The following is a 26,043-nucleotide window of genomic DNA, read 5'->3' on the forward strand; positions in this document are numbered from 1 at the left end:
GCGACCTCGTGGCTGTCGGGCCGGTCAGGCGACGGGGAGCCCCAGCAGCGTCCGTGCCACGTGCTGCGGCGTCTGGTCCCGCTCGCGGGCGAGCGCTATGACCGCGCGGCAGGCCAGTTCGTTCACGCCGAAGCTGAGCGCCTCGGGCGAGACCCAGCGAGCCGCCTCCGCGCTGCTCTCGTGGTCGTTCTCCGCGCAGGCCGCGACATAAGTGGCCGCCGCCTCGAAGAGGTTCCGCCGACGGCCCGCGGGCGTCGGCACCGGCGGCTGTGCCGCTCCCTCGATACGCTTGCGGAGCCTGCCGAACACGCGGATCACCTGCCCCCGTGAGTCGTTCGCCCTGCGGTCGTTCAAGTGTGCCCGGCCCCCGTAGAGTTGAACCTCCGACAAACGAAGGGGCGACCGACGAGTGAAGCGTTACGACTGGCTCAAGGAGATCCGGCGGCTCGATCCGGAGAAGGACTTCCTGCGGATCTACCGGATCATCGCGACCCTCGAATTCCCCTGGGACATGACGCGCGCACTCGAACTTGCCCTCTACCGGACCTACGCCGTGCCCAGCATCGGCCGCCTCCTCGACCGCACCGGAGAGTTCCCGGACCGCACGCAGAAGCGCTACGACGACACAGCGCTGTTGCTCGACGCCGTCGTCGAGCACGGCTTCGACCACGAGAGCGGACGGTCGGCGATCCGCCGCATCAACCAGATGCACCGTGGCTACGACATCAGCAACGACGACATGCGCTACGTCCTGTCGACGTTCGTCGTCATTCCGGCAAGGTGGATCGACGCCTACGGCTGGCGCCGCCTGTCCGAGCACGAGCGGCACGCACTGGCCGCCTATTACGGCACCCTCGGCAAACACATGGGCATCCAGGAGATCCCCCGGACCTACGCCGACTTCCAGCGCTTCCTCGACGACTATGAGGAAGCCCACTTCGGCTGGGACGAGGGCGGGCGGAGAGTCGCGGACGCCACCCTCGACCTCATGGCCTCCTGGTATCCCCGCCGCCTCGCCCCACTGGTGCGCGGAGCGGGCAAGGCCCTGCTGGACGACTCCCTGCTGCGCGCGTTCCGCTACGAGCAGCCGCACCCGGCCGCCCGCTCCCTGGTGCACGGCGCTCTCCGCGCCAGGGCGAAGGCCGTACGCCTGCTCCCTCCCCGCCGCACCCCTCACTACGTCCGGCAGAACCCCGAGATCAAGGGATACCCGAACGGCTACGACATCGCGGCGCTCGGCACGTTTCCCGCACCCCGGACGGCTGGACAGGCGCCCACCTGCCCGGTGCCGCACGGCCGCTCCGGACCGGCCGTCGCCGACTGAGCGGAACGCCCGATCCCTGCCCTAACCACCCAGCAGCGGGCGACTGTCACGGATCGCGATCGCCAGATAGCGGTCGTCCTCATCGGTGTAGGAGACGAGCCGCCAGCCGCTCCGGGCCAGCAGTGGACGGAGCAGGGGCTCGGCGCGCTCGTCGTTGGGCGTCACCTGGCGGCCGTGGCGCGCGGCGAGCGCGGCCCGGCCGACAGGATGGAAGAGCGCGAGACGGCCACCGGGCCGCACGACCCGTGCCAGCTCGCGAAAACCCGACTCCACGTCTGCCAGGTGCGAGATGAGTCCTGCGGCGAACACCGCGTCGAGCGAACCGGCACGGAGCGGAAGCCGGGCGACATCCGCGAGGACCAGCCGTCCGTCGCGGTCCCGGCCGGCCCGTACGGCCGCGCCCAGCATCGCGGGAGTGACGTCGACGCCGAGCACGACTCCGTCCGCGCCGACCGCTGTGCGCAGCGCGGGCAGCGCCCTGCCGGTGCCGCACCCCGCGTCCAGGACCACATCGCCACCGCGCAGCCCGAGGTCGGCCACAGCCGCCGCGTAGGCGGGCCCGTCGTCGGGGAAACGGGCATCCCAGCCGTCGGCCCGCGCGGTGAAGAACTCCTTCACCTGGGCAGGGTCGTTGCTCACGTACGGTTTCCTTTGCGGTGCGGAGGGACGGCGGACTAGTCGGCCACTTCGGCGAGCGCCACGGCCTTGTCGATACGGACGCGGACCAGCAACTCCCCGGGGACGCCATTGCGGGCCCCGAACTCCTCCGCGCTCTCGTCCCCCATATAGCGTGCGGCGATCCGGGTCGCCCAGGACCGTACCTCATCCAGATCGCCGCTCAACTCGGCACGCCCTTGCACCGTGACGAAAGAGAACGGCGGCCGGTCGTCGTCGACGCACAGCGCGATCCGGCCGTCGTGCGCCAGATTGCGTCCCTTGACCGTCTTTTCGCCGGTGTTGAAGACCAGATCGTCCCCGTCGAGAACAAACCAGATGGGCGCGATGTGCGGGCTTCCGTCGGCGCGTACCGTCGCGAGTTTTCCCGTGCGGGTGCCTGCGGAAAGAAAGGCCTGCCACTCTTCCTTGCTCATTTTCCGTGCCATGTCCCCATCCTGTGCCAACTGGCGCACGGACGCGTGCCGACAGGCCGGGCGGGTTGCCGACCGGGCCGGGGTGAGCAAGGCTTGCACGGCAGTTACGGGGAAACGGTGGAACGGGGAGGCAGGGCATGGCACTCAGCAAGGGGCTCGACTGGATGCTGGACGACCTGACCGAGCGCGTCGACCACATACGCCACGCAATGGTGCTGTCCAATGACGGACTGGTCACGGGTGCGAGCGCGAGTCTCGAAAGGGAGGACGCCGAGCACTTGGCCGCGGTCGCGTCCGGACTGCACAGCCTCGCGAAAGGCACCGGTCGGCAATTCCGGGCCGGACGGGTACGGCAGACGATGGTCGAATTCGAGGAGGGAGTCCTGTTCGTGACGGCGGCGGGGGACGGGAGCTGTCTCTGCGTCCTCGGCGGGCCGGGTGCCGATATCGGCCACGTCGCGTACGAGATGACTCTCTTGGTCAACAGGGTCGGAGAGCACCTGAGCGTGGACTCCCGGCAGCAGGGCGGCGCAGGTCAGGACGTGGGTCGCATGATCTGACCGAAGTTATCCACAGGGCGGACATGATGTCGCACCTCGCCGCTACAGTCGTCACTGTCAGTGATTGTTCCGTGGCGGGGAGGGTGTCATGACGGTGCAGCAGTACCGGGATCCGAGCACGGCGGCGGCCGGGGTGCCGTTCGGGAGGGCGGCGCGGGAGCTGGGGCTCAAGCCGCGCGAGTTCGAACTGGCCGTACAGCTGGGGCATGTGCGGACCGTTCGCCTGGGTCCCGGAGGGAGGCAGCGGGTCAGGCGGGAGGAGATCGAGAGGCATACGGCCGGGACCGGGTTCCCCGATGCGCTCCGAACCCGGGTGTGGGTGGTGGGCACCGCCGAGGGCGCCGAGCTGATGGGGATCAGCCAGGCCCGCTTCGGGCGCCTCGCCAGAACAGGTTGCTTCGCACCCGTGAGGTTCTATGTGAATCGGTATCGTGCGGTGGTCTGGCACTACCTGGCGACCGACCTCGTCGATTTCGCCGACGCGAACCCGGACCTGCTCACCGGCCGCACACCGCAGGCGCTACGGGCGGCCCTGGCGAGACATGAGGACAAGCGGGCCCGCACCTGGCGCGCCCGGCGGATCGGCCAGTTGACGGCCCTGACCCAAGACCCCTGGGAACGAGCGGCGGTCATTGCTTCCGTACTCGGCCCTGATCAACTGGCCGACGCGATCCCCGACCCGTACGAGCGGGCCTACGTCAGAGCCCTGCGCCCGGAGCTCACCCAGGGCCGCTCGGACACCGTGGCCGGTCGCGAGGTCATCGACAGAGTGACCGCGGCAGCGGATCCGGACGAGATCGAGTCGTTCCGGCACCGGCTCACCACCGCCCTGTCCGAGGCCCGCGCGGATCGGCACGCACCGAGGCCGGAGCGGCGACAGGTTCCGGGCGCGCCGACCGCTCCCGACCGGCCGACCGCGGATCCGATGCCCGCCGCGACCGTGGCATCGGAGAAACGGCCGCCGGGCCCGAAGGGACTAAGGGCCCTGTGGAGGCGGCTCCGGCACGGGGACTGACGAACTGTCCACTGAGGGGACGGCCCTGTTCACGGCACTTTCCGGAAGAGGCCCTCCTGCATCACGGACACCAGGAGCCTGCCCTCGCGGTCGAAGATCTGGCCGCGGGCGAGCCCCCTGGCGCCGGTGGCGATGGGGGACTCCTGCTGGTAAAGGAACCACTCGTCGGCGTGGAACGGCCGGTGGAACCACATCGCGTGGTCCAGCGACGCCAGATCGAAACCACGCGGACCCCACAGTGGTTCGACCGGGATCCGCACCGCGTCGAGAAGGGTCATGTCACTGGCGTATGTGAGGGCGCAGGTGTGCACGAGCGGGTCGTCGCCGAGCGGCCCCAGGGCGCGCATCCACACCGCGCTGCGGGGTTCCGCGCCGGCCAGCTCCTGAGCGGTCCAGCGCAGCCGGTCCACATAGCGGATGTCGAAGGCGAGCCTGCGTTCCATGTGCCGCAGCGCGCTGGGCAGCTCACCGCCGAGGTGATCACGGATCTCGTCGGCGAGCCGCGGCAGGTCTTCCGGATCAGGCACCTCGGGCATCGCCACCTGGTGTTCGAAACCCGGCTCGGGCTGATGGAAGGAAGCGGTGAGATTGAAGATCGTTCGACCCTGCTGGACGGCCACCACGCGCCGTGTGGTGAAGGACCGCCCGTCGCGGACCCGCTCCACCTGGTACACGATCGGCACGCCCGGCCGCCCCGGACGCAGGAAGTACGCGTGCAGCGAGTGGACCGGGCGGTCACCGTCGGTGGTCCGCCCGGCCGCGACCAGTGCCTGCCCGGCCACCTGCCCGCCGAAGACCCGCTGGAGGGACTCGTCCGGGCTGCGGCCCCGGAAGATGTTCAGATCGATCCGCTCGAGGTCGAGCAGACCCACCAGGCGGTCCGTGGGACTGGACATCGGTACTCCTCTGCTTCCGGGGCGTGCCGCGCCTCGGAGGCTACAGCTGCCCGACGTCCATGACGCGTACCACCGCGCGGCCCTCCTCGTCGGAGGCGGCCAGGTCCACCTCGGCGGAGATGCCCCAGTCGTGGTCGCCGTTCGGGTCGGCGAAGGTCTGCCGGACCCGCCACAGACCGTCCTCGGGCCGCTCCTCGATGCGCAGCAGCTTCGGCCCCCGGGCGTCGGGGCCGGTGCCCAGCTCGTCGTACTCGTCCCAGTAGGCGTCCATGGCATCGGCCCAGCGGTCCCCGTCCCACCCGGCCTCGGCGTCCATCTCGCCCAGCTCGTCGACCTTGTCGAGCGCGGCGAGCTCGACGCGGCGGAACATCGCGTTGCGCACCAGCACCCGGAAGGCGCGGGCGTTCGAGGTGACGGGCTTGACCTGGTCGGCGCGGTCCTGCGCCTCGTCCGCCGACTCGTCCTCGGGGTTGGCCAGCTGCTCCCACTCGTCGAGCAGGCTGGAGTCCACCTGTCGGACCATTTCGCCGAGCCAGGCGATGAGGTCCTCGAAGTCATCGGACTTGAGGTCGTCGGGAACCGTGTGGTCCAGCGCCTTGTACGCGCCGGCGAGGTAGCGCAGCACGATGCCCTCGGTCCGCGCCAGGTCGTAGTAGGAGGTGAACTCGGTGAAGGTCATGGCGCGCTCGTACATGTCGCGGATGACCGACTTCGGGGAGAGCGGGTGGTCACCGACCCAGGGATGGCTCTTGCGGTAGAGGCCGTACGCGTGGGACAGCAGCTCGTCCAGCGGCTTGGGGTGGGTGATGTCCATGAGGCGCTCCATGCGGTCCTCGTACTCGACCCCCTCCGCCTTCATCGCCGCGACGGCCTCGCCCCGTGCCTTGTTCTGCTGGGCGGCCAGGATCTGCCGCGGGTCGTCCAGCGTCGACTCGACCACGGAGACCATGTCCAGGGCGTAGGACGGCGACTCCGGGTCGAGGAGCTCGAAGGCGGCCAGCGCGAACGTCGACAGCGGCTGGTTGAGGGCGAAGTCCGACTGGAGGTCGACCGTCAGCCGTACGATCCGGCCCTCGGCGTCCGGCTCGTCGAGCTGCTCCACCACGCCGCCGTCCAGCAGCGAGCGGTAGATGGCGATGGCACGGCGGATGTGCCGCAGCTGGTTCCGGCGCGGCTCGTGGTTGTCCTCGAGCAGCCGGCGCATCGCCTCGAAGGCGTTGCCCGGCCGTGCGATGACCGCCAGCAGCATCGTGTGCGTGACCTGGAAACGGGATGTGAGCTGCTCGGGCTCGGAGGCGATGAGCTTCTCGAAGGTGTTCTCGCCCCAGTTGACGAAGCCCTCGGGAGCCTTCTTGCGGACCACCTTGCGCCGCTTCTTCGGGTCGTCGCCGGCCTTCGCGAGGGCCTTCTCGTTCTCCACGACGTGCTCGGGCGCCTGGGCGACGACGAACCCCGCGGTGTCGAAGCCCGCCCGCCCGGCCCGGCCGGCGATCTGGTGGAATTCGCGGGCGCGCAGCGTGCGTACCCGCTGGCCGTCGTACTTGGTGAGCGCGGTGAACAGCACGGTGCGGATCGGTACGTTGACCCCGACGCCCAGTGTGTCCGTGCCGCAGATGACCTTCAGCAGCCCCGCCTGCGCCAGCCGCTCCACCAGCCGTCGGTACTTGGGCAGCATCCCCGCGTGGTGGACGCCGATACCGTGGCGTACGTAACGCGACAAGTTCTGGCCGAACTTGGTGGTGAACCGGAAATTGCCGATCAGCTTGGCGATCTCGTCCTTCTCCTCGCGCGAGCACATATTGATGCTCATCAGCGCCTGCGCCCGTTCGACGGCGGCGGCCTGGGTGAAGTGGACGATGTAGACCGGTGCCTGATGGGTCTGCAGCAGCTCGGTCAGGGTCTCGGTCAGCGGCGTCGCGCGGTACTCGTACGACAGCGGCACGGGCCGGGTCGCGGAGCGGACCACGGTGGTGGGCCGCCCCGTGCGCCGGGTCAGATCCTCCTCGAACCGGGAGACGTCACCCAGCGTCGCGGACATCAGGATAAATTGCGCCTGCGGCAGTTCGAGGAGCGGGATCTGCCAGGCCCACCCGCGGTCGGGTTCCGCGTAGAAATGGAACTCGTCCATGACGACCTGGCCGATGTCCGCGTCCTTGCCGTCCCGCAGCGCGATGGAGGCGAGCACCTCGGCGGTGCAGCAGATGATGGGCGCGTCGGCGTTGACCGAGGCGTCGCCCGTGAGCATGCCGACGTTCTCCGTGCCGAAGATCTTGCACAGGTCGAAGAACTTCTCCGAGACCAGTGCCTTGATGGGCGCGGTGTAGAAGGTCACCTGGTCATTGGCGAGGGCGGTGAAGTGCGCTCCGGCGGCGACGAGGCTCTTGCCCGAGCCGGTCGGCGTCGACAGGATCACGTTCGCGCCGGAGACCACCTCGATCAGTGCCTCCTCCTGCGCGGGGTACAGCGAGATCCCCCGCTCCTCGGCCCAGGTCGAAAAGGCTTCGAAAAGGGCATCGGGGTCGGCATGGCTCGGCATCTGATCGATAAGGGTCACGCCTCCATACTGCCTGGCCCGAGGCGGTATCAGGGAACCGGGCGGCCGAACCATGATCGTCGGACGCTACGCTGAGTTGCCGACCTGACATCGAAGATCCGGGGCATCGGCCGATGGAATGCCAACAAAAGGGGTGAAACGACCATGATGGGACCGGCGCACTCGCTGTCCGGCGCGGCCGCCTGGCTGGGAGTGGGGTCCGCGGTCGCAGCCGCCGGTCACCCGATGCCGTGGCCAGTGCTGGTCGTCGGCGCCCTGATCTGCGCCGGCGCGGCACTCGCCCCCGACCTCGACCACAAGTCGGCGACCATATCGCGCGCCTTCGGACCGGTCTCCCGGACCCTGTGCGAGATCATCGACAAGCTGTCGCACGCGGTCTACAGGACCACCCGGGGCCATGGCGACCCGCGCCGCAACGGCGGCCACCGCACGCTCACCCACACCGCGCTGTGGGCCGTGCTGATAGGCGTCGGCGCCTCGGTGCTGGCGATGACCGGAGGCCGCTGGGCAGTGCTCGGCATCCTCTTCGTCCACCTCGTGCTGGCCGTCGAGGGCCTGCTGTGGCGCATGGCCAGGACCTCCAGCGACGTCCTGGTGTGGCTGCTCGGCGCCACCAGCGCCTGGATACTCGCAGGCGTCCTGAACGAACCGGGCAACGGCGCCGACTGGCTGTTCACGGAACCCGGCCAGGAGTACATGTGGCTGGGCCTGCCCATCGTCCTCGGCGCGCTCGTGCACGACATCGGCGACGCCCTCACCGTCTCCGGCTGCCCGATCCTGTGGCCCGTCCCCATCGGCCGCAAGCGCTGGTATCCGCTGGGCCCCCCGAAGTCCATGCGCTTCCGGGCGGGCAGCTGGGTGGAACTGAAGGTCCTCATGCCGGTCTTCGTCCTCCTTGGAGCAGTGGGCGGGCTCGGCGCCCTGGAAGTCGTCTGACCCAGGGCCCCGGCCCGCCGCCGAGCGGCTATTGGTGCCAGGACCGCCACAGCGCCGCGTACGCGCCGTCCGCCGCCACGAGCTCCTCGTGACTGCCCAACTCGGTGATCCGCCCGTCCTCCGCGACCGCGATCACATCCGCGTCATGAGCGGTGTGCAGCCGGTGGGCGATCGCCACCACCGTGCGCCCCTCCAGCACCTTCGCCAGAGAGCGCTCCAGATGCCGCGCCGCCCGCGGGTCCAGCAGGGAGGTCGCCTCGTCCAGCACCAAGGTGTGCGGATCCGCGAGGACCAACCGCGCCAGCGCCACCTGCTGGGCCTGCGCCGGGGTGAGCGAGACCCCACCGGAACCGACCTCCGTGTCCAGACCGTGTTCCAGAGCCCGTGCCCAGCCGTCGGCGTCCACGGAGCCGAGTGCCGCCCAGAGTTCACCGTCACCGGCCGTGGTCCGGGCGAGGAGCAGATTGTCACGCAGTGATCCCACGAAGACGTGGTGCTCCTGATTGACCAGAGCCACGTGCTGCCGCACACGCTCGGCGGGCATCCGGGCCAGCTCGGCGCCGCCGAGAGTCACCGCCCCGGAGCGCGGGGCGTAGATTCCCGCCAGCAGCCGTCCCAGCGTCGACTTGCCCGCACCGGACGGCCCGACCAGCGCCACCCGGCTTCCCGGCCTGACTTCGAGGGACACACCGTGCAGCACATCGTTGCCCGCCCGGTACCCGAACCGGACCTCGTCGGCCCGGACGTTCCGGCCCTTCGGGTCCGTTCCCTCGTCCGCACCGTCCGGCTCGATCTCCCGGACCCCCACCAGCCGGGCGAGCGACACCTGGGCGACCTGGAGCTCGTCGTACCAGCGCAGGATCAGCCCGACCGGGTCGATGAGCATCTGCGCGAACAGCGCCCCCGTCGTCAGCTGGCCGATCGTGACCCACCCCTGGAGGACGAAAACACCACCGATGATCACCACCGAACCGAAGACCAGTGTGTGCGTCACATTGATCACCGGAAAGAGCACCGAGCGCAGCCACAGGGTGTAGCGCTCCCACTGGGTCCATTCGGTGATCCGCCGGTCGGAGAGCGCCACCCGGCGGTGACCCAGCCGGTGCGCCTCGACCGTCCGCCCCGCGTCCACGGTCTCCGTGAGGGAGGCCGCGACCGCCGCGTATCCCGCGGCCTCGGAGCGATAGGCGCTCGGCGCGCGCCGGAAGTACCAGCGACAGCCCGTCACCAGCACCGGGAGCGCGACGAGCACGCACAGGGCCAGCGGCGGCGCCGTCACCGCGAGCGCCCCCAGCAGCAGACCGGCCCACACGAAGCCGATCGCCAGCTGGGGCACGGCCTCGCGCATGGCGTTGGCCAGCCGGTCGATGTCCGTGGTGATCCGGGACAGCAGATCACCCGTACCGGCCCGCTCCAGGACACCGGGTGGCAGAGCCACCGACCGCACGAGGAAGTCCTCGCGCAGATCCGCCAGCATCTCCTCGCCGAGCACCGCACCGCGCAGCCGCACCAGCCGTACGAACACGGTCTGCATGGCCAAGGCGACCGCGAACAACGAGATCGTACGGCCCAGATGGATGTCCCGAGTGCCCGAGGAGAGCTCTTCGACCAGGCCGCCGAGCAGATAAGGACCGACCATGGACGCGGTCACGGCCAGCGCGTTCACCGCCACCAGCAGGACGAAGGCCGTGCGGTGCCGACGGAACAGCCCGCGCACGTAGGCTCGAACGGTCGCCGGCGCCGCGACGGGCAGGGTCGTCGCCGACTCCGGCGCCGCCGGGTCGTGCGCAGGCGGTGTCACGCCGATCATGCCGACTCCTCGATGTGTGCGGTCCTCTTGAGCTCGGTGAGCTCCGTCTCCAACTCCGCGTCGGACCCTGCGTCCGGCTCCCGGGTGACGACAGCGCGATAGCGGGCGTCCCCCAGCAGCTCACGGTGCGTACCCGCCGCCATCACCTCGCCCTGCTGCACGAACACCACACGGTCGGCCCGGTCGAGCAGCAGGGGACTGGACGAGAACACCACGGTCGTGCGGCCCTCCCGCAGGGACCGCAACCCGTCGGCGATCCGCGCCTCCGTATGCGAGTCCACCGCAGAGGTTGGCTCGTCCAGCACCAGCACCTCCGGGTCCGTCACCAATGACCGCGCCAGAGCCAGCCGTTGGCGCTGCCCTCCCGACAGCGAACGGCCGCGCTCGGTGATCCGGGTACGCATCGGGTCACCGGAATCGTCCGCAGACGCCTGTGCCAGCGCAGCCAGCACATCGCTGCACTGCGCCGCCCTCAGGGCCGCAGTGGCGCTGACAGCTCCTGAGGACGGCACGTCCAGCAGTTCCGCGAGCGTTCCCGACAGCAGCACCGGATCCTTGTCCTGGACGAGCACCGCGGTACGGGCCGTACACAGCGGAAGTTCGTCCAGCGCCACGTCGCCCAGCCGGGCCGACGCCACGTCTGCGTCACCGCCTGCCGCATGCCCGCCCAGCCGGTCGGCCAACTTCCCCGCGGCGTCGGGATCGCCGCACACCACCGCCGTCAGTCGGCCCGCCGGCGCGAGCAGACCGCTCGCCGGGTCGTACAGATCACCGGTCGGCCCGGGGCAGCCGTCGGCGGCCTCCGTGGCTGGTCCGGTGCGTGACAGAGCCAGCACCCGGGCGGCCCGCGCCGCTGACGGGCGCGAGAAGGAGTACGCCATGGCGATCTCCTCGAACTGACGCAGCGGGAACAGCAGGAAGGTGACCATGCTGTAGACGGTGACCAGCTCACCCACGCCGATTCGACCGTCCCGTACCAGACCGACCCCGTACCAGACCATCGCGATCAGCAGCACTCCGGGCAACAGGACCTGCACCGCGGCGATCAGAGCCCACATCCGGGCGCTGCGCACGGCAGCCTTGCGGACCTCCTGGGACGCGCGGCGGTAACGGGTCAGGAACAGCTCCTCGCCGCCGATACCCCGCAGCACCCGCAGGCCGGCCACGGTGTCCGAGGCCAACTCCGTGGCCCGACCCGCCTTCTCGCGCTGCTCGTCCGCCCGTTTCGTCGCGTGCGGCAGCAACGGCAGTACGGCCAGGATCAGCACGGGCACGCCGACCGCGACCACGATCCCGAGAGCCGGCTGGTAGATCACCAGGGCGACGCACACCGCCAGCGTGGTGAAGGCGGCGGAGGCGAAGCGCGACAGTGCCTCGACGAACCAGCCGATCTTCTCGACATCGCCTGTCGACACGGCGACGACCTCACCCGCCGCGACCCTCCGGGTCAGCGTGGCCCCCAACTCGGCCGTCTTCCGTGCCAAAAGCTGCTGCACCCGCGCCGCGGCCGTGATCCAGTTGGTGACGGCCACACGGTGCAGCATCGTGTCGCCGACGGCGATGAGCACGCCGAGCAGCGCCAGCAGGCCGCCTGCCGACGCCAGTCGAACGCCGGACCGGTCCACGACCGCCTGGACGGCGACTCCGAGGGCCACCGGCAGCAGGGCCACCGATGCCATGTGCACGATGCCCCACAGCATGGCCTTGACCTGCCCTGCCAGCTGGTTCCGTCCCAGCCAGAACAGCAGGCGCGGGCCGGAACGTACGTCGGGTCGGCCGGGATCGGGATACGGGAGATCCTGAATCTGCATGACATCCCAGAGTTCGGGGTGGGTGGTGGGAGCGGTGAAAGGTTCGCGCCACTGGAGGCCGTATTCAACTGGTTTTTCTCAGGTACGACACATCAGGCCAAAGGAGGCCTGGCGCGCCGCACCGCGACGCGCTTCACTCCTGCCTCATGAGACGACTGCTTCTCGCACTGTGTGCCGCGGCCGTCGGCCTGTTGCTGGGCATGAGCCCGGCCACCGCCGCAGCGCCGCCGACAGAGTTCGGCACCGACTGGCACGACCCGGTCACCGCCGCCCCGCCGATAGCCACCCCGGACACGCCCTCCTGCCGGGCGACCGTCGCCGAAACCGAATTCCGCGACTACACGCCCTACACAGGCACCTACACGCCCCCCAGGGGCTGCGGAGGCCGGTGGAGCAAAGTGGTTCTACGCCTCGAAGGGGCCGTTGTCGGGCGGCAGTTCGACCGGCTGGGCTATCTGCACATCGGCGGCGTCGAGATCCTCCGCACCTCGACGCCCGAGCCCTCGCCCAAAGGCATCACCTGGAACGTGGAGAAGGACGTCACGCGCTACGCCGCCGCGCTGCGCACCGATCAGCCTGTCGAGATGCTGATCGGCAACACTGTGGACGCCACGTACACCGGAGTCATCAAGGTCAAGGTGACCCTCACGTTCTACGCGGCCGAGGGGCCGGTGAAGGCCGCTTCCACCCCGGACAAGGTCCTCACCCTGGACGGGGCGCACAGCGTGGGCTCCACGTACGAGGGGCAGCTGACGACGCCGCGCAACAGTGAACGCATCGTGGCGGAGGTCTACGCGACCGGCTCAGGCGGCGGTTGTGAGGAGTTCTGGTACCTTACCGTGCCGGACGCGGCGCCCTACTCCTGCAAGGCCAAGGACGGCCCCTATCGCGAAGTCCGGATCTCGGTCGACGGCCGTCTCGCGGGCATCGCCGCGCCCTTCCCCACGGTATGGACCGGCGGTTGGTCCAATCCGTTCCTCTGGTACGTCGTGCCGGGCCCCCGCGCCTTCGACGTACGGCCGATCGAGTACGACCTCACCCCGTTCGCCGGGCAGCTCGACGACGGCAAGCCGCACCGGATCACGGTCTCGGTAGCCGGACTGCCCGAAGGGCAGAGCGGCTGGAGCACGCCCACCAATGTCCTCGTCTGGCAGGACGCCAAGTCACCCCGGGTCACGGGAGAACTGACCGCCCATGAGGCAGGTGAACCCCGCAACACCACCACGTACGAAACCGGTACCGAACACCGTCTGCAAGCCGACGGTCGGCACTCCTTGACCGTCGCGGGATATCTCGATACCTCGCACGGCCGGGTGACGACAACCGTCACCCGGGACGTCACGGCCGCCTCCACCCACCGATGGAACGACGGGGAGACCACGGACGCACTGAAGGCACGCTGGAGCGACGACGAGACGGTCACGGTCGGCGGACGGAGACCGGCTACTGCCACGCACACCCGCCGGGTGTACACCATGGACGGCGCGACGACGGTGTCGCCTGCGGACCGGCTTCGGACGGTGATGACCATGGGCGACCGGTCGGACAGTGTCACTCTGCGTGCCGACAGGCGACTCGACTGGTCGAGCTTCGACGACACCTATACGGGGGACGCCGCGTACAACCAGAACGTGCCGCGGGACCAGAGGCATGCCACGGGCGTCTCGCATGAGCGATACCGACTGTACGGGGCCGACAGCTGCTACGACCGGACCCTGGGCACCGCACAGGGGGAGCTGACGGAGGACCGGCAGCGCTGCTGACCGACCCGTGCCGACCGGCAGGGCCGTGCTGACCGACCCGTGCTGACCGGCAGGGCCGTGGGGGCCGGAGCGGTCCCCACGGCCCATCCGCGCCATCCGCGTCACCTACATGTCAGCAGCGCTGGTCCGGGCCGTTCAGCAACTCGGTCAGCAGGCTGTTGAGCAGCTCACGCTGCTCGGCGGAGAGCGGGGCGAGGATGTCCTCGACAGCGGCTCGCCGCGATTCCCGCAGGGCGCGCAGAGTGGCGCGGCCGTGGTCGGTGAGCTCGATCCGGACGACCCGGCGGTTGGCGGGGTCCTGCATCCGGCGCACCGAGCCGTTCTCCTCCAGGGCGTCGACCAGTGTAGTCACGGCTCGCGGCACCACCTCGAGCCGCTGGGCGAGGTCCGCCATGCGGGGCGGCTCCTCGTAATGCGCGACGGTACGCAGCAGCCGGGCCTGGGCGGGTGTGATGCCGACCGGGTCCAGGTAGAGCTTCTGCGCGCGGTGAAGCCTGCGGGTGAGGCGCAGCAACTGCTCGGTGAGCTGGCCTGACGTGTCGGGGGCGGTCATGATCACAGATTACAGGACCCGGTCCATTGTGAGTACAGGTAACAGTGAGCTATGCTCTCAATGTGGCCGCGGTCCCACCGTCGAATCCGGCGGACGCCTCGACCGTCTCTTCTCTGCTTTTCTCCGCACACTTCCGCGATCAGAGAACCCAGGAGCCCATGCGTCACGACCGATCTGACTGGACACCCCCGCCCGCAGACCCGGAGCAACCCGCGCAAGTGCGCCGGATTCTCCGGCTCTTCCATCCCTACCGCGGCAGACTCGCCTTCGTCGGACTGCTCGTCGCCGCGTCCTCACTGGTCTCCGTCGCCTCGCCGTTCCTACTGCGAGAGATCCTCGACGTGGCCATCCCGCAGGGCCGAACCGGCCTGCTGAGCCTGCTGGCGCTCGGCATGATCGCGGCCGCCGTCGTGAACGGCGTCTTCGGGGTGTCACAGACGCTGGTCTCCACCACCGTCGGCCAACGCGTCATGCACGACCTGCGCACCGCCGTCTACGACCGGCTCCAGCGCATGCCGCTCGCGTTCTTCACCCGGACCCGTACCGGTGAGGTGCAGTCCCGTATCGCCAACGACATCGGTGGTATGCAGGCCACGGTCACCTCAACGGCCACATCGCTGGTCTCCAACCTCACCAGTGTGGTCGCCACGGTGGTGGCGATGCTGGCCCTGGACTGGCGGCTGACCGTCGTCTCGGTGCTCCTGCTGCCGGTGTTCATAGGGATCAGCCGCCGCGTCGGCCGCGAGCGGAAGAAGATCACTTCCCAGCGTCAGAAGCAGATGGCGGGCATGGCCGCCATGGTCACCGAATCGCTTTCGGTGAGCGGCATCCTCCTAGGGCGCACCATGGGCCGCTCCGAGTCCCTGACCCAGGCCTTCACCAAGGAGTCCGAACGACTCGTCGACCTGGAGGTGCGGGCGAACATGGCAGGCCGGTGGAAGATGTCCACCATCGGCGTCGTCATGGCAGCCATGCCCGCTCTCATCTACTGGGCAGCAGGCATCACGCTGCAGGCAGGCGGCCCCGGCATCTCCCTGGGCACGCTCGTCGCCTTCGTCTCCCTCCAACAGGCCCTGTTCCGGCCCGCAGTCAGCCTGCTGACCACCGGTGTGGAGATGCAGACCTCCCTCGCCCTCTTCCAGCGCATCTTCGAATACCTCGACCTGCCCCCGGACATCACCGAGCCGGAGAAGCCGGTGCGACTGGGGAAGGTGCGCGGTGACGTCCGCTTCGAGAACGTCACCTTCGCCTACGGGTCTCCCGGGTCGACCGAGCCGTCCAGGGCGACGCTCAGCGGCATCGACCTCACGGTGCCCGCAGGGGGCAGCCTGGCGGTCGTCGGCCCGACCGGCTCGGGCAAGAGCACCCTGAGCTATCTGGTGCCCCGTCTGTACGATGTCGTCGGCGGCCGGGTCCTGCTCGACGGAGTCGACGTCCGCGACCTCGACTTCGACACGCTCGCCTGTGCGGTCGGCGTGGTCTCCCAGGAGACCTATCTCTTCCATGCCTCCGTCGCCGACAATCTGCGATTCGCCAAGCCCGACGCCACCGATGAAGAGATCGTGGCCGCCGCCACGGCAGCACAGATCCACGATCACATCGCCTCCCTGCCTGATGGCTACGACACTCTTGTCGGGGAGCGCGGCTACCGCTTTTCCGGGGGAGAGAAACAGCGGCTCGCCATCGCCCGCACGATTTTGCGCGACCCGCCGGTCCTCATCCTGGACGAGGCGACCAGCGCCCTGGACACCCGCACGGAACACGCGGTTCAGCAGGCCATCGACGCACTGTCGGAGGGAAGGACGACGATCACCATCGCGCACCGGCTCTCCACCGTCCGTGATGCCGATCAGATCGTCGTCCTCGACCAGGGACGTATCGCGGAACGCGGCACCCACCAGGAACTCCTCGACGACGACGGCCACTACGCCGCATTGGTTCGCCGTGACACCCAGCTTACGGCGAGTGTCTGACGCCATCCGGCCGATCGGTCACAGGGAGTCCAGGTCCACGGCTTCTGCCATGACCCGGTAGCCGAGGTCGTTGGGGTGCTTGAGGTCGCCGCAGTCATAGGCAGGGTCGAGCACCTCCGGGTCGTCGGACGAGGCGAGTGCCTTGTCGAAGTCGGCCACCGCGTCGTACTCACCGGACGTACGGATCCATTCGTTGAGTGCGACGCGTTTGGCCTCGGCCCGAGGAGTGTGGTACTCGGAGCCCTTGAACGGGAGGATGGTCGCTCCGACGACCCTGATGCCGCGTTCATGAGCCTTCGCTATCAGTTCACGGTACGCGGCAATCAACTCCGGTACCGAGACATCGGGATTGGGCTTGTACGTCTCCAGGTCGACCTCGCTGAAGCCGATGTCATTGAGCCCCGCGAAGACAATCACCGAACGGACGCCGGGCTTGTCGAGCACATCACGCTCGAAGCGGCTCACAGCCCGCTCGCCGAACCAGAGTGAGTCATGGAGGACGAGATTGCCGCCAATACCCGCGTTGATGACGGCCCAAGGTTTGCCGTTGACGGCGAGCCGCTCGGCGAGGGCATCCGGATAGCGGTGGTTGGCCCCATTGGTCGAACCGAAGCCATCGGTGATGGAGTCCCCGAAGGCCACAACTGTGCCGTACCGGGGCTGGCTGTCCGACAGTTCGACATCGGCGAGGTAGTACCAGGAATGGGTCCGGTCCTTGAACCCGTCACCCCGGGCATCGGCGGTGTGGTCTCCCACGGCGCGGTAGCTGTCCGCATACGCCTGCGAATGGAAGGTCGAGGGGCCGGTCGGCGCGTCGAAGTACAGCGTCACCGTCACGGAGTCGAAACGCTCCGCAGTGAGCTCCACTGCATCACTGACGGCCTCACCGCCTGCGGGAATGGTCACTGCCGCCAGACCGCCGAAGGTCGCCTCGCTCAGTGTCCCGGGCCGGACCGCGGCGCCCTCGCCTGCCAGGGCGAGGCTGGCCGCGGAGATGGTCAACGGCCGGTCACCGAAACGGTTCGACAACCTGATCCTTGCGGCGGTTCCCCCACGGGTGACTCGCACGACCTGCCGCACCGACTGCCGGTCGAATCCCGTACGCGCCCAGTTCTCCTCGAATCCGGAACTGGGCCGCTGCACCGGCGCCGACCACCCCGCGGACCAGGACATTGCCGTGTCCTGGCGCTCCGCGACCTCAGTGAGCGGTACGGCTGTCGGCTGTGCTTCCTGGGCCCTCATGGTCAAGCCTTTCTCTGGCATGTGCTGTTGGGAAGATCCTCCTGCCCCACGGGGGCGCGACCCAGCCCCTTGCGTCACATACGACCCCCATGCATACCCCTGGCAGGGTCACCTTGTGAGAAACGGGATCGGGCCGGTGTGCGAGGCGGTGCTCGAGGGGATCCAAAGGATCATGACGCAATCCGAGTCCCTGTATGCCGACGGTGCCGATACCTGCGAACCGCCGAACCCGAAGAGGGCGACGGGCGGCCGCTCCCGCTCCTCCGCCCGCCAACTCATCGCGGCTTCGATAGGCAACGCCGCGGAGTGGTACGACTGGTACGCCTACTCATTCCTCGCGATCTACATCGCCGACCGGGTCTTTCCCAAAGGTTCGGGGAACTCCCTGGTGCCCTTGCTCTCCACCTTCGCCGTTTTCGCCGTCGGCTTCTTCATGCGCCCGGTGGGGGGTCTCCTGATGGGAGCGGTCGCCGACCGTCGTGGACGGAGAGTCGCACTCACCGTCACCATCCTGCTCATGGGCGGTGGCAGTCTGTTGGTGGCCCTCACGCCCACCTACGCCTCGGTGGGTGTCCTCGCCCCGGTGGTTCTCGTCATCGCCCGCCTGGTCCAAGGGCTCTCGGTCGGAGGAGAATTCGCGGCCTCGACGACCTTCCTGATCGAGTCCGCGCGCCCGGGCCGAAGAGGGCTCTTCTCCAGCTTTCAGTATGTTTCCACCACTGTCGGACAGCTCCTCGCCTCCGGCAGCGCGGCTCTGTTGGCCCATCTCCTCACGAAACAGCAGATGGGCGATTGGGGCTGGAGGATCCCCTTTCTCGTCGGCGCCTTGATAAGCCTGGTCGGATTCTGGATCCGGCGGGGCGCGCACGAGACCCATGAGATGACGCAAGGGAAGACGGCGAGCCCCACCCTGTTCGAAGGACTGCGCCGCCATCCCCGTGAGTCCCTGCTGATCTGCGGCATCACCGCGGGCGGCACCCTCGCCTACTACACCTGGACCACCTATTTGCCGACGTACGCCCAGGTGAACGCCGGATTCGACAAGGGCGACGCGTTGCTCGCCGGGACGATATCCCTGGCCTTCTTCGCGTTGCTCCAGCCGCTCGGGGGCATGCTGTCGGACCGGGTGGGGCGCAAACCCCTGTTGATCGGCTTCGCGGCCGGATTCGCCGTACTCGCCGTGCCATTGCTGCATTCGATCAGCAACTCCTTTGCCTCCCTCCTACTGGCGCAGTGCGCCGGCATGGTGCTGCTCACCGGATACACCTCCGTTGCCGCAGCGGTGAACGCCGAGGTGTTCCCCGCGCGAGTCAGGGCCGCAGGAATCGGCTTCCCCTATTCCCTCACCGTCGCACTGTTCGGCGGTACCGCGCCCTATGTCGGGACATGGTGCAAACAGTCGGGCCACCCGGGCGGTTTCCCGTGGTACGTCGCCGGCCTCTGCCTCGCCTCTGCGTGTGTCTACTTGTTTCTCCCCGAGACCGCGAAGCGGCCGCTCGACCGTTAGCGGAGGCCGGGGTCCTGGAACTCTGCCCGGATCGCGGCCGTGTGGGCACCGAGCGCCGGCACCGCGCCCATCGCCGCCTCCCGGCCGCTCACCTCGACCGGTGGGAGCAGGCCGCACAGCGGCCCGGCCGGTGACTCGAATTCACGCCACCGGTCACGTGCCGTCAACTGCGGGTGAGCCGTGAATTCGGCGACGGTACGCAGGCGGGCATGAGCGATTCCTGCCCCTTCGAGCAGGGCGAGGACCCCGTCCACGGTGTGTGCTCGGAACTGCTCCTCGATCACGGATGTCAACTCTTCGTCGTGGGACCGCCGGGATGGATTGTCCGAGAAACGGGGGTCACGGGCCAAATCAGGCTGCCTCAAGACCTTTTCGCACAACGAGATCCACTCACGGTCGTTCTGCACGCCGAGGAACACCTGAGCCCCGTCACCGCAACGGTAGTGGCCATAAGGCGAGATGGTCGGGTGCCGGGCGCCGCTCCGGGCGACAGGAGCACTGCCGTATGCCTCGGCGAAGTACGGGTGCCCCATCCACTCCGCGAGGGCGTCGAAGAGGGAGACGGACAGCTCCGATCCCTCTCCGGTGCGCTCCCGTTCGTACAGCGCGCCCAGGATTCCGGAATAGGCGTACATGCCGCCCGCGATGTCGGCGATGGAGATACCGGGCCGGGCAGGGGAATCGGCATTCCCGGTGATCGATACCAGCCCCGTCTCGCACTGGATCAACAGGTCGTACGCTTTCTTGTCGCGGTACGGGCCTGTGGCTCCGTACCCGGAGACGTCGCATGTGATCAGGCGCGGATGCCGGGCGCGCAGCGCCCCGCTGCCGAATCCGAGTCGCTCGGCGGCGCCCGGCGCGAGGTTCTGTATGAATACATCGGCCCGGGTGAGGATCCTGTCCAACAAGGAACGGTCCGGTGCCGTCCGGAGGTCGAGGATGACACTCTCCTTTCCCCTGTTGATCCAGACGAAATAGGCGGAAAGGCCACGGACGCTGCGGTCGTAGTCGCGGGCGAAGTCCCCGCGGCCCGGCCGCTCGATCTTGATCACTCGCGCACCGAGATCGGCCAGCTGGCGCGTGGCGAAGGGCGCGGCCACGGCCTGTTCGAGAGCGACGATCGTGATGCCGTGCAGGGGCAGCTGCAACTCGACCCCTTCTATCGATGGGATGGTATGACTGGCCCTGTGGACAGTCCGTCACGCCCCGATCGCTCCGCGCATAGTCTCGCGCCATGGACATCACGAGACGTCACAGCGTCGGAGGGACGGGCAGGCGGTCGCTATCGGGTGGGCCGCAGCCGGTAGGAGTAGCTGTACTCGCGGTCGGCATGCAGCAGATAGCGCTCCATCGGCGCCGCTCCCCAGGAGTCGTCGCCGCCCACGCCCATCTGCCGGTGATTGATCCCGAGGAATGTCTCGCCGCGTGGCTCGAGCTCATGCGGATGCCGGGGCCCGTCGAGATCGAAGGGTGTCCAGCGCAGCGCGCTCATCTCCAGCAGCCCGGAGCCGTCTCCCGGTTCGGCCAGGACGGACAACCCGGAGCCGTCCCTCCCTGTGAGCGAGACACTGCGGACCCCCGTCGCGTTACCCGCCTGCTGGGGGCGCACGTATGGCATGGCGGACGAGTCCAGGGAGCGGCTGTACCGCCCGACGAAGGCCCCGGCATTCCGGTCCTGATAGTTCTCCCACGGTCCTCGCCCGTACCAGGTGAGCGAACTGTAGGCGGCAGGTACGGTCAGCAGGGCCCCTACCAGGGGCAGTTGGGGCAATCCCTGGCCAGGTGTCAGGACATGTCGGACGAGGACTTCCCCGTCCCCGTGCACGGTGAACACGGTCGTCCAGTGAGAGACAGCAGGAGCGGTCGGAAGGGCAGCGGTGACCTTGAGGACAACCCTTCCCGGCGCTGCCTGTGTGACCGCGATCCCGGTGACGGTACGCCCGAGGCTCGCGTCGCGCCAGGTGCGCAGGGAGAAATGGGCCCCGCGCCCGATGTCATTGTCGGTGGGAGCACGCCAGAAGTTGGGTACGGGGCCCGCGGTCAGCAATGGACGACCGCGGTGTCGGTAGTCGCTGAGGGTGCCGGTGGCGCTGTCCAGAACCAGGCGGAATTCCTCGCCGGTCACGGTGACCGCCCGAGCGGTTCGGGTGACGGAGAGGGCAGGAAGAGGCGCCGTACCGGCCGCGGTGGGTTCCGGGGCGCGCCAGGGAAGCGCGAGCTGTTCGGCGGCCACGACATGCCCCGCGTCGGCCCAAGGGGCCGTCGCACGGAGAGCGAAGGAGATGTTCAGCCAGTACTCCGCGCCGGGCGCCGGCTGTTCCGGAGGCTGCAACGGAAGCTGTACGAGCACTGTTTCGCCCGGTTCCGCCTGCGGAGGGACAAGGATGTCGTGCTGGATACGCACCCCGTCGCGGGTGACCTCCCATCTGAGCTCGTACGCCTGGAGCCCGGTGAAGAGCTGACGGTTGGTGATCCGCACGGTTCCGACCGTGAGGTCCGCTGCGGACACACGTACCGTTTGATAGATCTTCTTGACCTCGTGCAACGCGGGGTGCGGGTTGCGGTCGGCGTCGACGAGACCGTTGCAACAGAAGTTGCCGTCAGAGGGGTACCCGGGCTTCCAGTCCCCGCCGTAGGACAGATAGCTGCCGACGAGACCGTCAGGAAGGGGGCGACGGAGTGCCTGATCGGCGAAGTCCCAGATGAATCCGCCGTGGAGCCGGGGATAGGCGTCGATGACATCCCAGTATTCCTTGAGGTTCCCCGTGCTGTTGCCCATCGAGTGCGCGTACTCGCACAGGATGTACGGCTTGGTCCCGCCGGACTTCCCCCGGGCCTCCAACGCTTCCGGCGGTGCGTACATCTCCGACTCGATGTCGGCGACCTCGTTCATGCCTTCGTAGTGCACGGGGCGGGACGGGTCACGGCCGTGGACCCAGTCGGCCAACTCCTGGAAGACACTGCCCCGGCCCGCCTCGTTGCCCAGCGACCAGGCCACGACGCACGGGTGGTTCTTGTCCCGCTCGACAAGGCTGCGGACCCGGTCCAGGCACGCGGCGGCCCATTCGGGTCGGCTCGCCGGCAGGGTGTCCCGTACGTCGTGCGTCTCCAGGTTGGCTTCGTCGATCACATAGAGCCCGTATTCATCGCACAGTTGGAGCCAGCGCGGGTCGTTGGGGTAGTGGGAGGTGCGCACAGCGTTGATGTTGTGCTGCTTCATGATGCGGATGTCCCGCACCATACGGTGCTCGGGGATCGCCTGCCCGTGATCGGGATCGAACTCATGGCGGTTGACGCCCCGGAAGACGAGGACCCTGCCGTTGATCGTGAGCTTTCCCGGACCGTAGGAGACCGTGCGGAAACCGACGCGGGTGCGCTGGACCTCAAGCGTACGGCCTGCCGGATCGGTGAGTTCGACCGTGAGGTCATAGAGGTGCGGTGCCTCGGCGGACCACAGAGAGGGGCGCGGTACATGGGCGGTGAGCTCGACTGTCGCTTGTCCGGCATCGACGGCGTCAACGGTGCCGAATGGGGCAGTGCCGGTTCGGGAGAGGACAGGGGCGCCCTGGGCGTCGTGGAGGGTGACATGGACCCGGTGGTCGGCGGGGTGGAGTGCCGAGTCGGCCCGCAAGGTCGCCCGCACCACGAGTTCAGCGTCACGGAAGTCGGAGTCGAGGTCGGTGCGGACGAACAGGTCGTGCACATGGACCGGGGGGACGGAATAGAGGTACACGTCGCGGAAGATCCCTGCCAGGTCGATCATGTCCTGGTCTTCCAGCCAACTGCCCTTGGACCAGCGGTAGACCTCGACGGCGAGGGTGTTCTCCCGGGCACGGGCACTGGCACCAGCACTGCCCGTCAGGTGCAGATAGGGGGTGAGGTCGAAATCCGCGGGGGAGTAGCTGTCCTCGCTGTAGCCGACGAGCTCGCCGTTCACCCAGACGAAGAAAGCGGACTTGACGCCCTGGAAGGAGATCAGGATCCGCCGTCCGTCCCAGTCCTGGGGGACGGTGAACGTACGGCGGTAGGAGCCGACGGGGTTGAAGCCGGTCGGCGCGTGCGGGGGAGCGGGCTGTTCGTAGCCGGTCCAGGGATAGCGGACGTTGAAGTAGGTCGGCTCGGGGTAGCCCTGCGTCTCCCAGTTGCCGGGGACCGTGATGCGTTCCCAGCCGGTGTCGTCGAATCCCTCTGCGTAGAAGTCCAGGGGACGGCCGGCCAGGTTCCTGGACCAGGCGAAGAGCCACTCGCCGTTGAGAGAGCGGTAGTAGGGGGATTCGGTGGCGTGGGAGGAGAGAGCGGAAGGGATGTCGGCGAAGGGGATGAGCTGGGTGCGAGCTGGCTGGCGGTTCATCTGGAACACCTCGGGCGAGCCATCGGTGACGATGGCGGCGCGGGGATCCGGCTGTGGTGCGCGCATGCGTCAGCTCCGAAGATCGAAGGGATACGCGGAGACGGACCGTGGGTCCCCCGCCACGAGGATCACTTCCAGGGTGCGCGGGCCGTGGACTCCTTCGACCCGCTCCAGTTCGATGTCACTGGTCGCGGACGGGCCCGAGATCCAGGTCAGTGGACGGGTCGGCGCCAGGCGGGCGAGGGCCTGGGGCACGGAGTCCACGATCTGGTCCGCGATCCGTACCACGCACAGGTGGTGGTCGGGTACGAGGGTGATGCTGCGGCGTCCTTGGTCCGGGCCCCCGTCGAGGACGAGCGTGCCGGTCTCGGCGATCGCCAGTGCGCAACCGGTGACGACACTGTCCATGGTGTCCAGCTCGTGCGGCGTCAGCGGGGCGGAGCCGGAGTCGGGGACGGTGTCCACCGGCGCCCCGGCGAGCCACCGACCCGGCAGCCCGGACGGTACGACCACTCGGCGGGCCCCTCGCGCGGTCAGCAGATCCGAAAGGAGCGCGGGCAGGCCGGTCGCGTCGGTGCGGTGGACGAGGGCGCGGTAGTCCACCAGATGGCGGGCGAGGAGGTCGACGGACTCGCCGGGCGTCCGATGTCCGTGCGTGGTCATGTAGTTGCGCGGCGCGGGACGGTCATCCGGGCGCTCGTCGCGCGGTACGTCCGCCAGGGCACGCCGTACGCGTCCCAGGATCAGCTGCTTGCCGCCGTCGGCGCTCACCGTGTGCTCCCTCGCGTGCGGGCCCACCAGTCGCGGAACGACTCGGGCGGTACGGTCGGCAGATCACGGGTGTCCGTCCAGCCCCGGCCCGTGCCGGGCAGCCGCTCGGGATGGTGCCTACGGGTGCGGGACAGAAACCGCTGGCCTTGGCGCAGGACGCTTGGATGGTCGAATGTCCAGCGTGCCGCGCGCATCATCGCGCGTTCCGCGGTGTGTTTCCTGGCGGGTTTGATGACAGTCCGCGTGCCGCGGAGTGTGACCTCGCCTCCTTCCACGACCCGCTCGCGCAGGTGGACCAGAACCTCGGGGATGTCGATGGCGACCGGGCACACCTCGAAGCACGCGCCGCACAACGAGGACGCGTACGGCAGGGATTCCTCCAGAGGGGAGGCGAGGCCGCGGAGTTGGGGGGTGAGGATCGCGCCGATCGGCCCCGGGTACGGCGAGCCGTACGCGTGGCCGCCGGCCCGCTCGTACACGGGGCGGGGCGTCCCCAGCTCGCCATGCGGTCGCGGAAGATATCGCGGATCTCGCCGCGGTTGCGGTGGATCGCCGGTACCAGGATGTGTGAGGGGAGATCGCCGCCGAGTTGGACGATCAGTTCGGCCAGGTCGGTCTCGTAGGCACGGATCCCGGACCGGGCGAGGGCCTCGTTGAGACCGATCTCCTGGGTGGCCATGGACTTGACTTTCACCACCTCGCGCTCGCCGGTGGCCCGTACCAGCTCGGTGACGATGTGGTTGGCCTCGGCGGCGTCGGCCGCCCAGTGGACCGTGCCGCCCGCGCGGGTCACGGACTCCTCGAGCTGGAGGAGGTAGTGGTCGAGGTGGCGCAGGGTCCGGTCCTTGATCGCGGCCCCGGCGTCGCGCAGTTGGGCCCAGTCGTCGAGCTCGGAGACGGCCCGGTCGCGCTTGGCGCGAATGGTGCGTGTCGCGTGGCGGAGATTGGCGCGCAGCCGCTCGTCCTGGGTCGACACGGCGGCGGCTTGTGGAAAGGAGGGCATGCCGAGATAGGTGCCGCCGTGGGGGTCGGCCCGGAGGCCGTCGGCGGAGCGGTCCACCGCGCCGTTCGTGGTCCGGCCGTCGCGAGCGGCCCTCATCGGGCGCCGCCTTCCGTGCCGGCGAGGATCTCCGCGATGTGAACGGGACGTACGGCCGAGCCCTCGCGGGAGAGGACGCCGCCGATGTGCATCAGACAGGAGTTGTCGACCGCGCACACGCGGTGGGCGCCGGTCGCGCTGATGGCCCGCGCCTTGTCCGTGCCCATCGCGCTGGACACCGCGGGATTCTTCACCGCGAAGGTGCCGCCGAAGCCGCAGCACTCCTCCGCCCCTGGCAGCTCTCTGAGTTCGAGTCCCTTCACCTGCTCCAGGAGTCTGCGGGGGCGGTCGCCGAGACCCAGTGAGCGAAGTCCGTGACACGTGGGATGGTAGGTGACGGTATGCGGGAAGTACGCGCCGACGTCGGTCACACCGAGGATGTCGACGAGGAATTCAGTGAGCTCGTAGGTCTTCGCCGCCGCGTCGGCCGCTGCCTCGCCGAGGCCCTCGCCCCGCTCCTCGGCGGTCGTCTTCGCCGCGAGACGGGGGTAGTTATCGCGGACCATGGCGGCGCAGGAGCCGGATGGAGTGACCACGAAGTCATGGTCGCGGAACGCGTCGGCGTAACGGCGCAGCAGCGGCTCGGTCTCATGGCGGTACCCGGTGTTGAACAGCGGCTGGCCGCAGCAGCTCTGGGCCGTGGGGAAGTCGACCTGTACGCCGAGTCGTTCCAGGAGGGTGACGACCGCCTGCCCGGTACCTGGGTACAGCGTGTCATTGACACAGGTGACGAACAGTCCCACGCGCATGACACCCTCCTGGTCGTCCGACCACCCGGCGCCGCGGC

Annotated in this window: 20 protein-coding genes and 1 pseudogene; 7 read left to right on the forward strand and 14 right to left on the reverse strand. The window is 68.9% G+C overall.

Going from position 1 to position 26,043, the window contains the following annotated elements; all coding sequences use genetic code 11:
• Positions 1-24 precede the first annotated feature (24 nt).
• Positions 25-309: a hypothetical protein gene (locus tag ACWD4A_RS15420; RefSeq protein WP_451193994.1), complete on the reverse strand. Its 285-nt coding sequence runs from the start codon at positions 307-309 to the stop codon at positions 25-27.
• A gap of 100 nt (positions 310-409) precedes the next feature.
• On the opposite strand from ACWD4A_RS15420, the gene ACWD4A_RS15425 reads away from it, so the two are divergent.
• Complete coding sequence (locus ACWD4A_RS15425; RefSeq protein WP_451193995.1) at positions 410-1,324, forward strand: oxygenase MpaB family protein; 915 nt, start codon at positions 410-412, stop codon at positions 1,322-1,324.
• Between the two features lie 21 nt (positions 1,325-1,345).
• Here ACWD4A_RS15425 and ACWD4A_RS15430 read toward each other — a convergent pair whose 3' ends face one another.
• Both ACWD4A_RS15430 and ACWD4A_RS15435 read right to left on the reverse strand, forming a co-directional pair.
• Positions 1,346-1,963 carry a class I SAM-dependent methyltransferase gene (locus ACWD4A_RS15430; protein ID WP_451193997.1) on the reverse strand — a complete coding sequence of 206 codons (618 nt, stop codon included), beginning with the start codon at positions 1,961-1,963 and terminating at the stop codon, positions 1,346-1,348.
• Positions 1,964-1,998: 35 nt separating this feature from the next.
• Positions 1,999-2,427, reverse strand: coding sequence for a PPOX class F420-dependent oxidoreductase (locus ACWD4A_RS15435; protein WP_451193999.1), 429 nt, complete (start codon positions 2,425-2,427; stop codon positions 1,999-2,001).
• Between the two features lie 125 nt (positions 2,428-2,552).
• Between ACWD4A_RS15435 and ACWD4A_RS15440 the strand changes: the two genes are divergently transcribed.
• Both ACWD4A_RS15440 and ACWD4A_RS15445 read left to right on the forward strand, forming a co-directional pair.
• Positions 2,553-2,975, forward strand: coding sequence for a roadblock/LC7 domain-containing protein (locus ACWD4A_RS15440; protein WP_451194000.1), 423 nt, complete (start codon positions 2,553-2,555; stop codon positions 2,973-2,975).
• A gap of 88 nt (positions 2,976-3,063) precedes the next feature.
• Positions 3,064-3,990: a DUF6397 family protein gene (locus ACWD4A_RS15445; RefSeq protein ID WP_451194001.1), complete on the forward strand. Its 927-nt coding sequence runs from the start codon at positions 3,064-3,066 to the stop codon at positions 3,988-3,990.
• Positions 3,991-4,019: 29 nt separating this feature from the next.
• Here the strand turns inward: ACWD4A_RS15445 and ACWD4A_RS15450 are convergent, their stop codons facing one another.
• Both ACWD4A_RS15450 and ACWD4A_RS15455 read right to left on the reverse strand, forming a co-directional pair.
• Entirely contained in the window at positions 4,020-4,886 is an 867-nt protein-coding gene (locus ACWD4A_RS15450; protein ID WP_451194002.1) for an acyl-CoA thioesterase, read from the reverse strand.
• Between the two features lie 40 nt (positions 4,887-4,926).
• The gene (locus tag ACWD4A_RS15455; RefSeq protein WP_451194003.1) at positions 4,927-7,440 is read right to left on the reverse strand and encodes a DEAD/DEAH box helicase; all 2,514 of its coding nucleotides are present in this window, start codon (positions 7,438-7,440) and stop codon (positions 4,927-4,929) included.
• Positions 7,441-7,584: 144 nt separating this feature from the next.
• Between ACWD4A_RS15455 and ACWD4A_RS15460 the strand changes: the two genes are divergently transcribed.
• Complete coding sequence (locus ACWD4A_RS15460; protein WP_451194004.1) at positions 7,585-8,376, forward strand: metal-dependent hydrolase; 792 nt, start codon at positions 7,585-7,587, stop codon at positions 8,374-8,376.
• A gap of 28 nt (positions 8,377-8,404) precedes the next feature.
• Here the strand turns inward: ACWD4A_RS15460 and ACWD4A_RS15465 are convergent, their stop codons facing one another.
• Positions 8,405-10,186: an ABC transporter ATP-binding protein gene (locus ACWD4A_RS15465; RefSeq protein WP_451194005.1), complete on the reverse strand. Its 1,782-nt coding sequence runs from the start codon at positions 10,184-10,186 to the stop codon at positions 8,405-8,407.
• On the reverse strand, positions 10,183-11,997 hold the full coding sequence (locus ACWD4A_RS15470; RefSeq protein WP_451194006.1) for an ABC transporter transmembrane domain-containing protein: 1,815 nt from the start codon (positions 11,995-11,997) through the stop codon (positions 10,183-10,185). The genes ACWD4A_RS15465 and ACWD4A_RS15470 overlap by 4 nt, the downstream gene beginning before the upstream one ends.
• Positions 11,998-12,143: 146 nt before the next feature.
• On the opposite strand from ACWD4A_RS15470, the gene ACWD4A_RS15475 reads away from it, so the two are divergent.
• On the forward strand, positions 12,144-13,760 hold the full coding sequence (locus ACWD4A_RS15475) for a peptide-N4-asparagine amidase (RefSeq protein WP_451194007.1): 1,617 nt from the start codon (positions 12,144-12,146) through the stop codon (positions 13,758-13,760).
• Positions 13,761-13,872: 112 nt separating this feature from the next.
• On the opposite strand, the gene ACWD4A_RS15480 is transcribed toward ACWD4A_RS15475, so the two are convergent.
• On the reverse strand, positions 13,873-14,313 hold the full coding sequence (locus ACWD4A_RS15480; RefSeq protein ID WP_451194009.1) for a MarR family transcriptional regulator: 441 nt from the start codon (positions 14,311-14,313) through the stop codon (positions 13,873-13,875).
• Positions 14,314-14,471: 158 nt separating this feature from the next.
• Here ACWD4A_RS15480 and ACWD4A_RS15485 point away from each other — a divergent pair, with 158 nt between their 5' ends.
• Complete coding sequence (locus ACWD4A_RS15485) at positions 14,472-16,286, forward strand: ABC transporter ATP-binding protein (protein WP_451194011.1); 1,815 nt, start codon at positions 14,472-14,474, stop codon at positions 16,284-16,286.
• A gap of 18 nt (positions 16,287-16,304) precedes the next feature.
• Here the strand turns inward: ACWD4A_RS15485 and ACWD4A_RS15490 are convergent, their stop codons facing one another.
• The gene (locus ACWD4A_RS15490; protein ID WP_451194013.1) at positions 16,305-17,288 is read right to left on the reverse strand and encodes an SGNH/GDSL hydrolase family protein; all 984 of its coding nucleotides are present in this window, start codon (positions 17,286-17,288) and stop codon (positions 16,305-16,307) included.
• Positions 17,289-17,700: 412 nt separating this feature from the next.
• Between ACWD4A_RS15490 and ACWD4A_RS15495 the strand changes: the two genes are divergently transcribed.
• Positions 17,701-19,035 (forward strand): MFS transporter, encoded by a 1,335-nt coding sequence (locus ACWD4A_RS15495; RefSeq protein WP_451194054.1) that lies wholly within the window; start codon positions 17,701-17,703, stop codon positions 19,033-19,035.
• On the opposite strand, the gene ACWD4A_RS15500 is transcribed toward ACWD4A_RS15495, so the two are convergent.
• The 5 genes and pseudogenes from ACWD4A_RS15500 to ACWD4A_RS15520 all read right to left on the reverse strand — a co-directional run bounded on the left by ACWD4A_RS15500 (position 19,032) and on the right by ACWD4A_RS15520 (position 26,005).
• A complete protein-coding gene (locus ACWD4A_RS15500) occupies positions 19,032-20,183 on the reverse strand; it encodes a CaiB/BaiF CoA transferase family protein (RefSeq protein ID WP_451194015.1) in 1,152 nt (383 codons plus the stop codon). The genes ACWD4A_RS15495 and ACWD4A_RS15500 overlap by 4 nt on opposite strands.
• Before the next feature lie 134 nt (positions 20,184-20,317).
• Positions 20,318-23,452, reverse strand: a complete 3,135-nt coding sequence (locus ACWD4A_RS15505; protein WP_451194017.1) for a glycoside hydrolase family 2 TIM barrel-domain containing protein — start codon at positions 23,450-23,452, stop codon at positions 20,318-20,320.
• A gap of 3 nt (positions 23,453-23,455) precedes the next feature.
• A complete protein-coding gene (locus ACWD4A_RS15510) occupies positions 23,456-24,157 on the reverse strand; it encodes a LutC/YkgG family protein (RefSeq protein WP_451194019.1) in 702 nt (233 codons plus the stop codon).
• Positions 24,154-25,160 (reverse strand): annotated as a pseudogene (locus tag ACWD4A_RS15515) (lactate utilisation protein LutB domain-containing protein). Before ACWD4A_RS15515 ends, ACWD4A_RS15510 begins: the two are co-directional and overlap by 4 nt.
• 92 nt (positions 25,161-25,252) lie before the next feature.
• Positions 25,253-26,005, reverse strand: coding sequence for a (Fe-S)-binding protein (locus ACWD4A_RS15520; RefSeq protein ID WP_451194020.1), 753 nt, complete (start codon positions 26,003-26,005; stop codon positions 25,253-25,255).
• Between the last annotated feature and the right edge of the window lie 38 nt (positions 26,006-26,043).

Source organism: Streptomyces sp. NPDC002537, assembly GCF_053594975.1.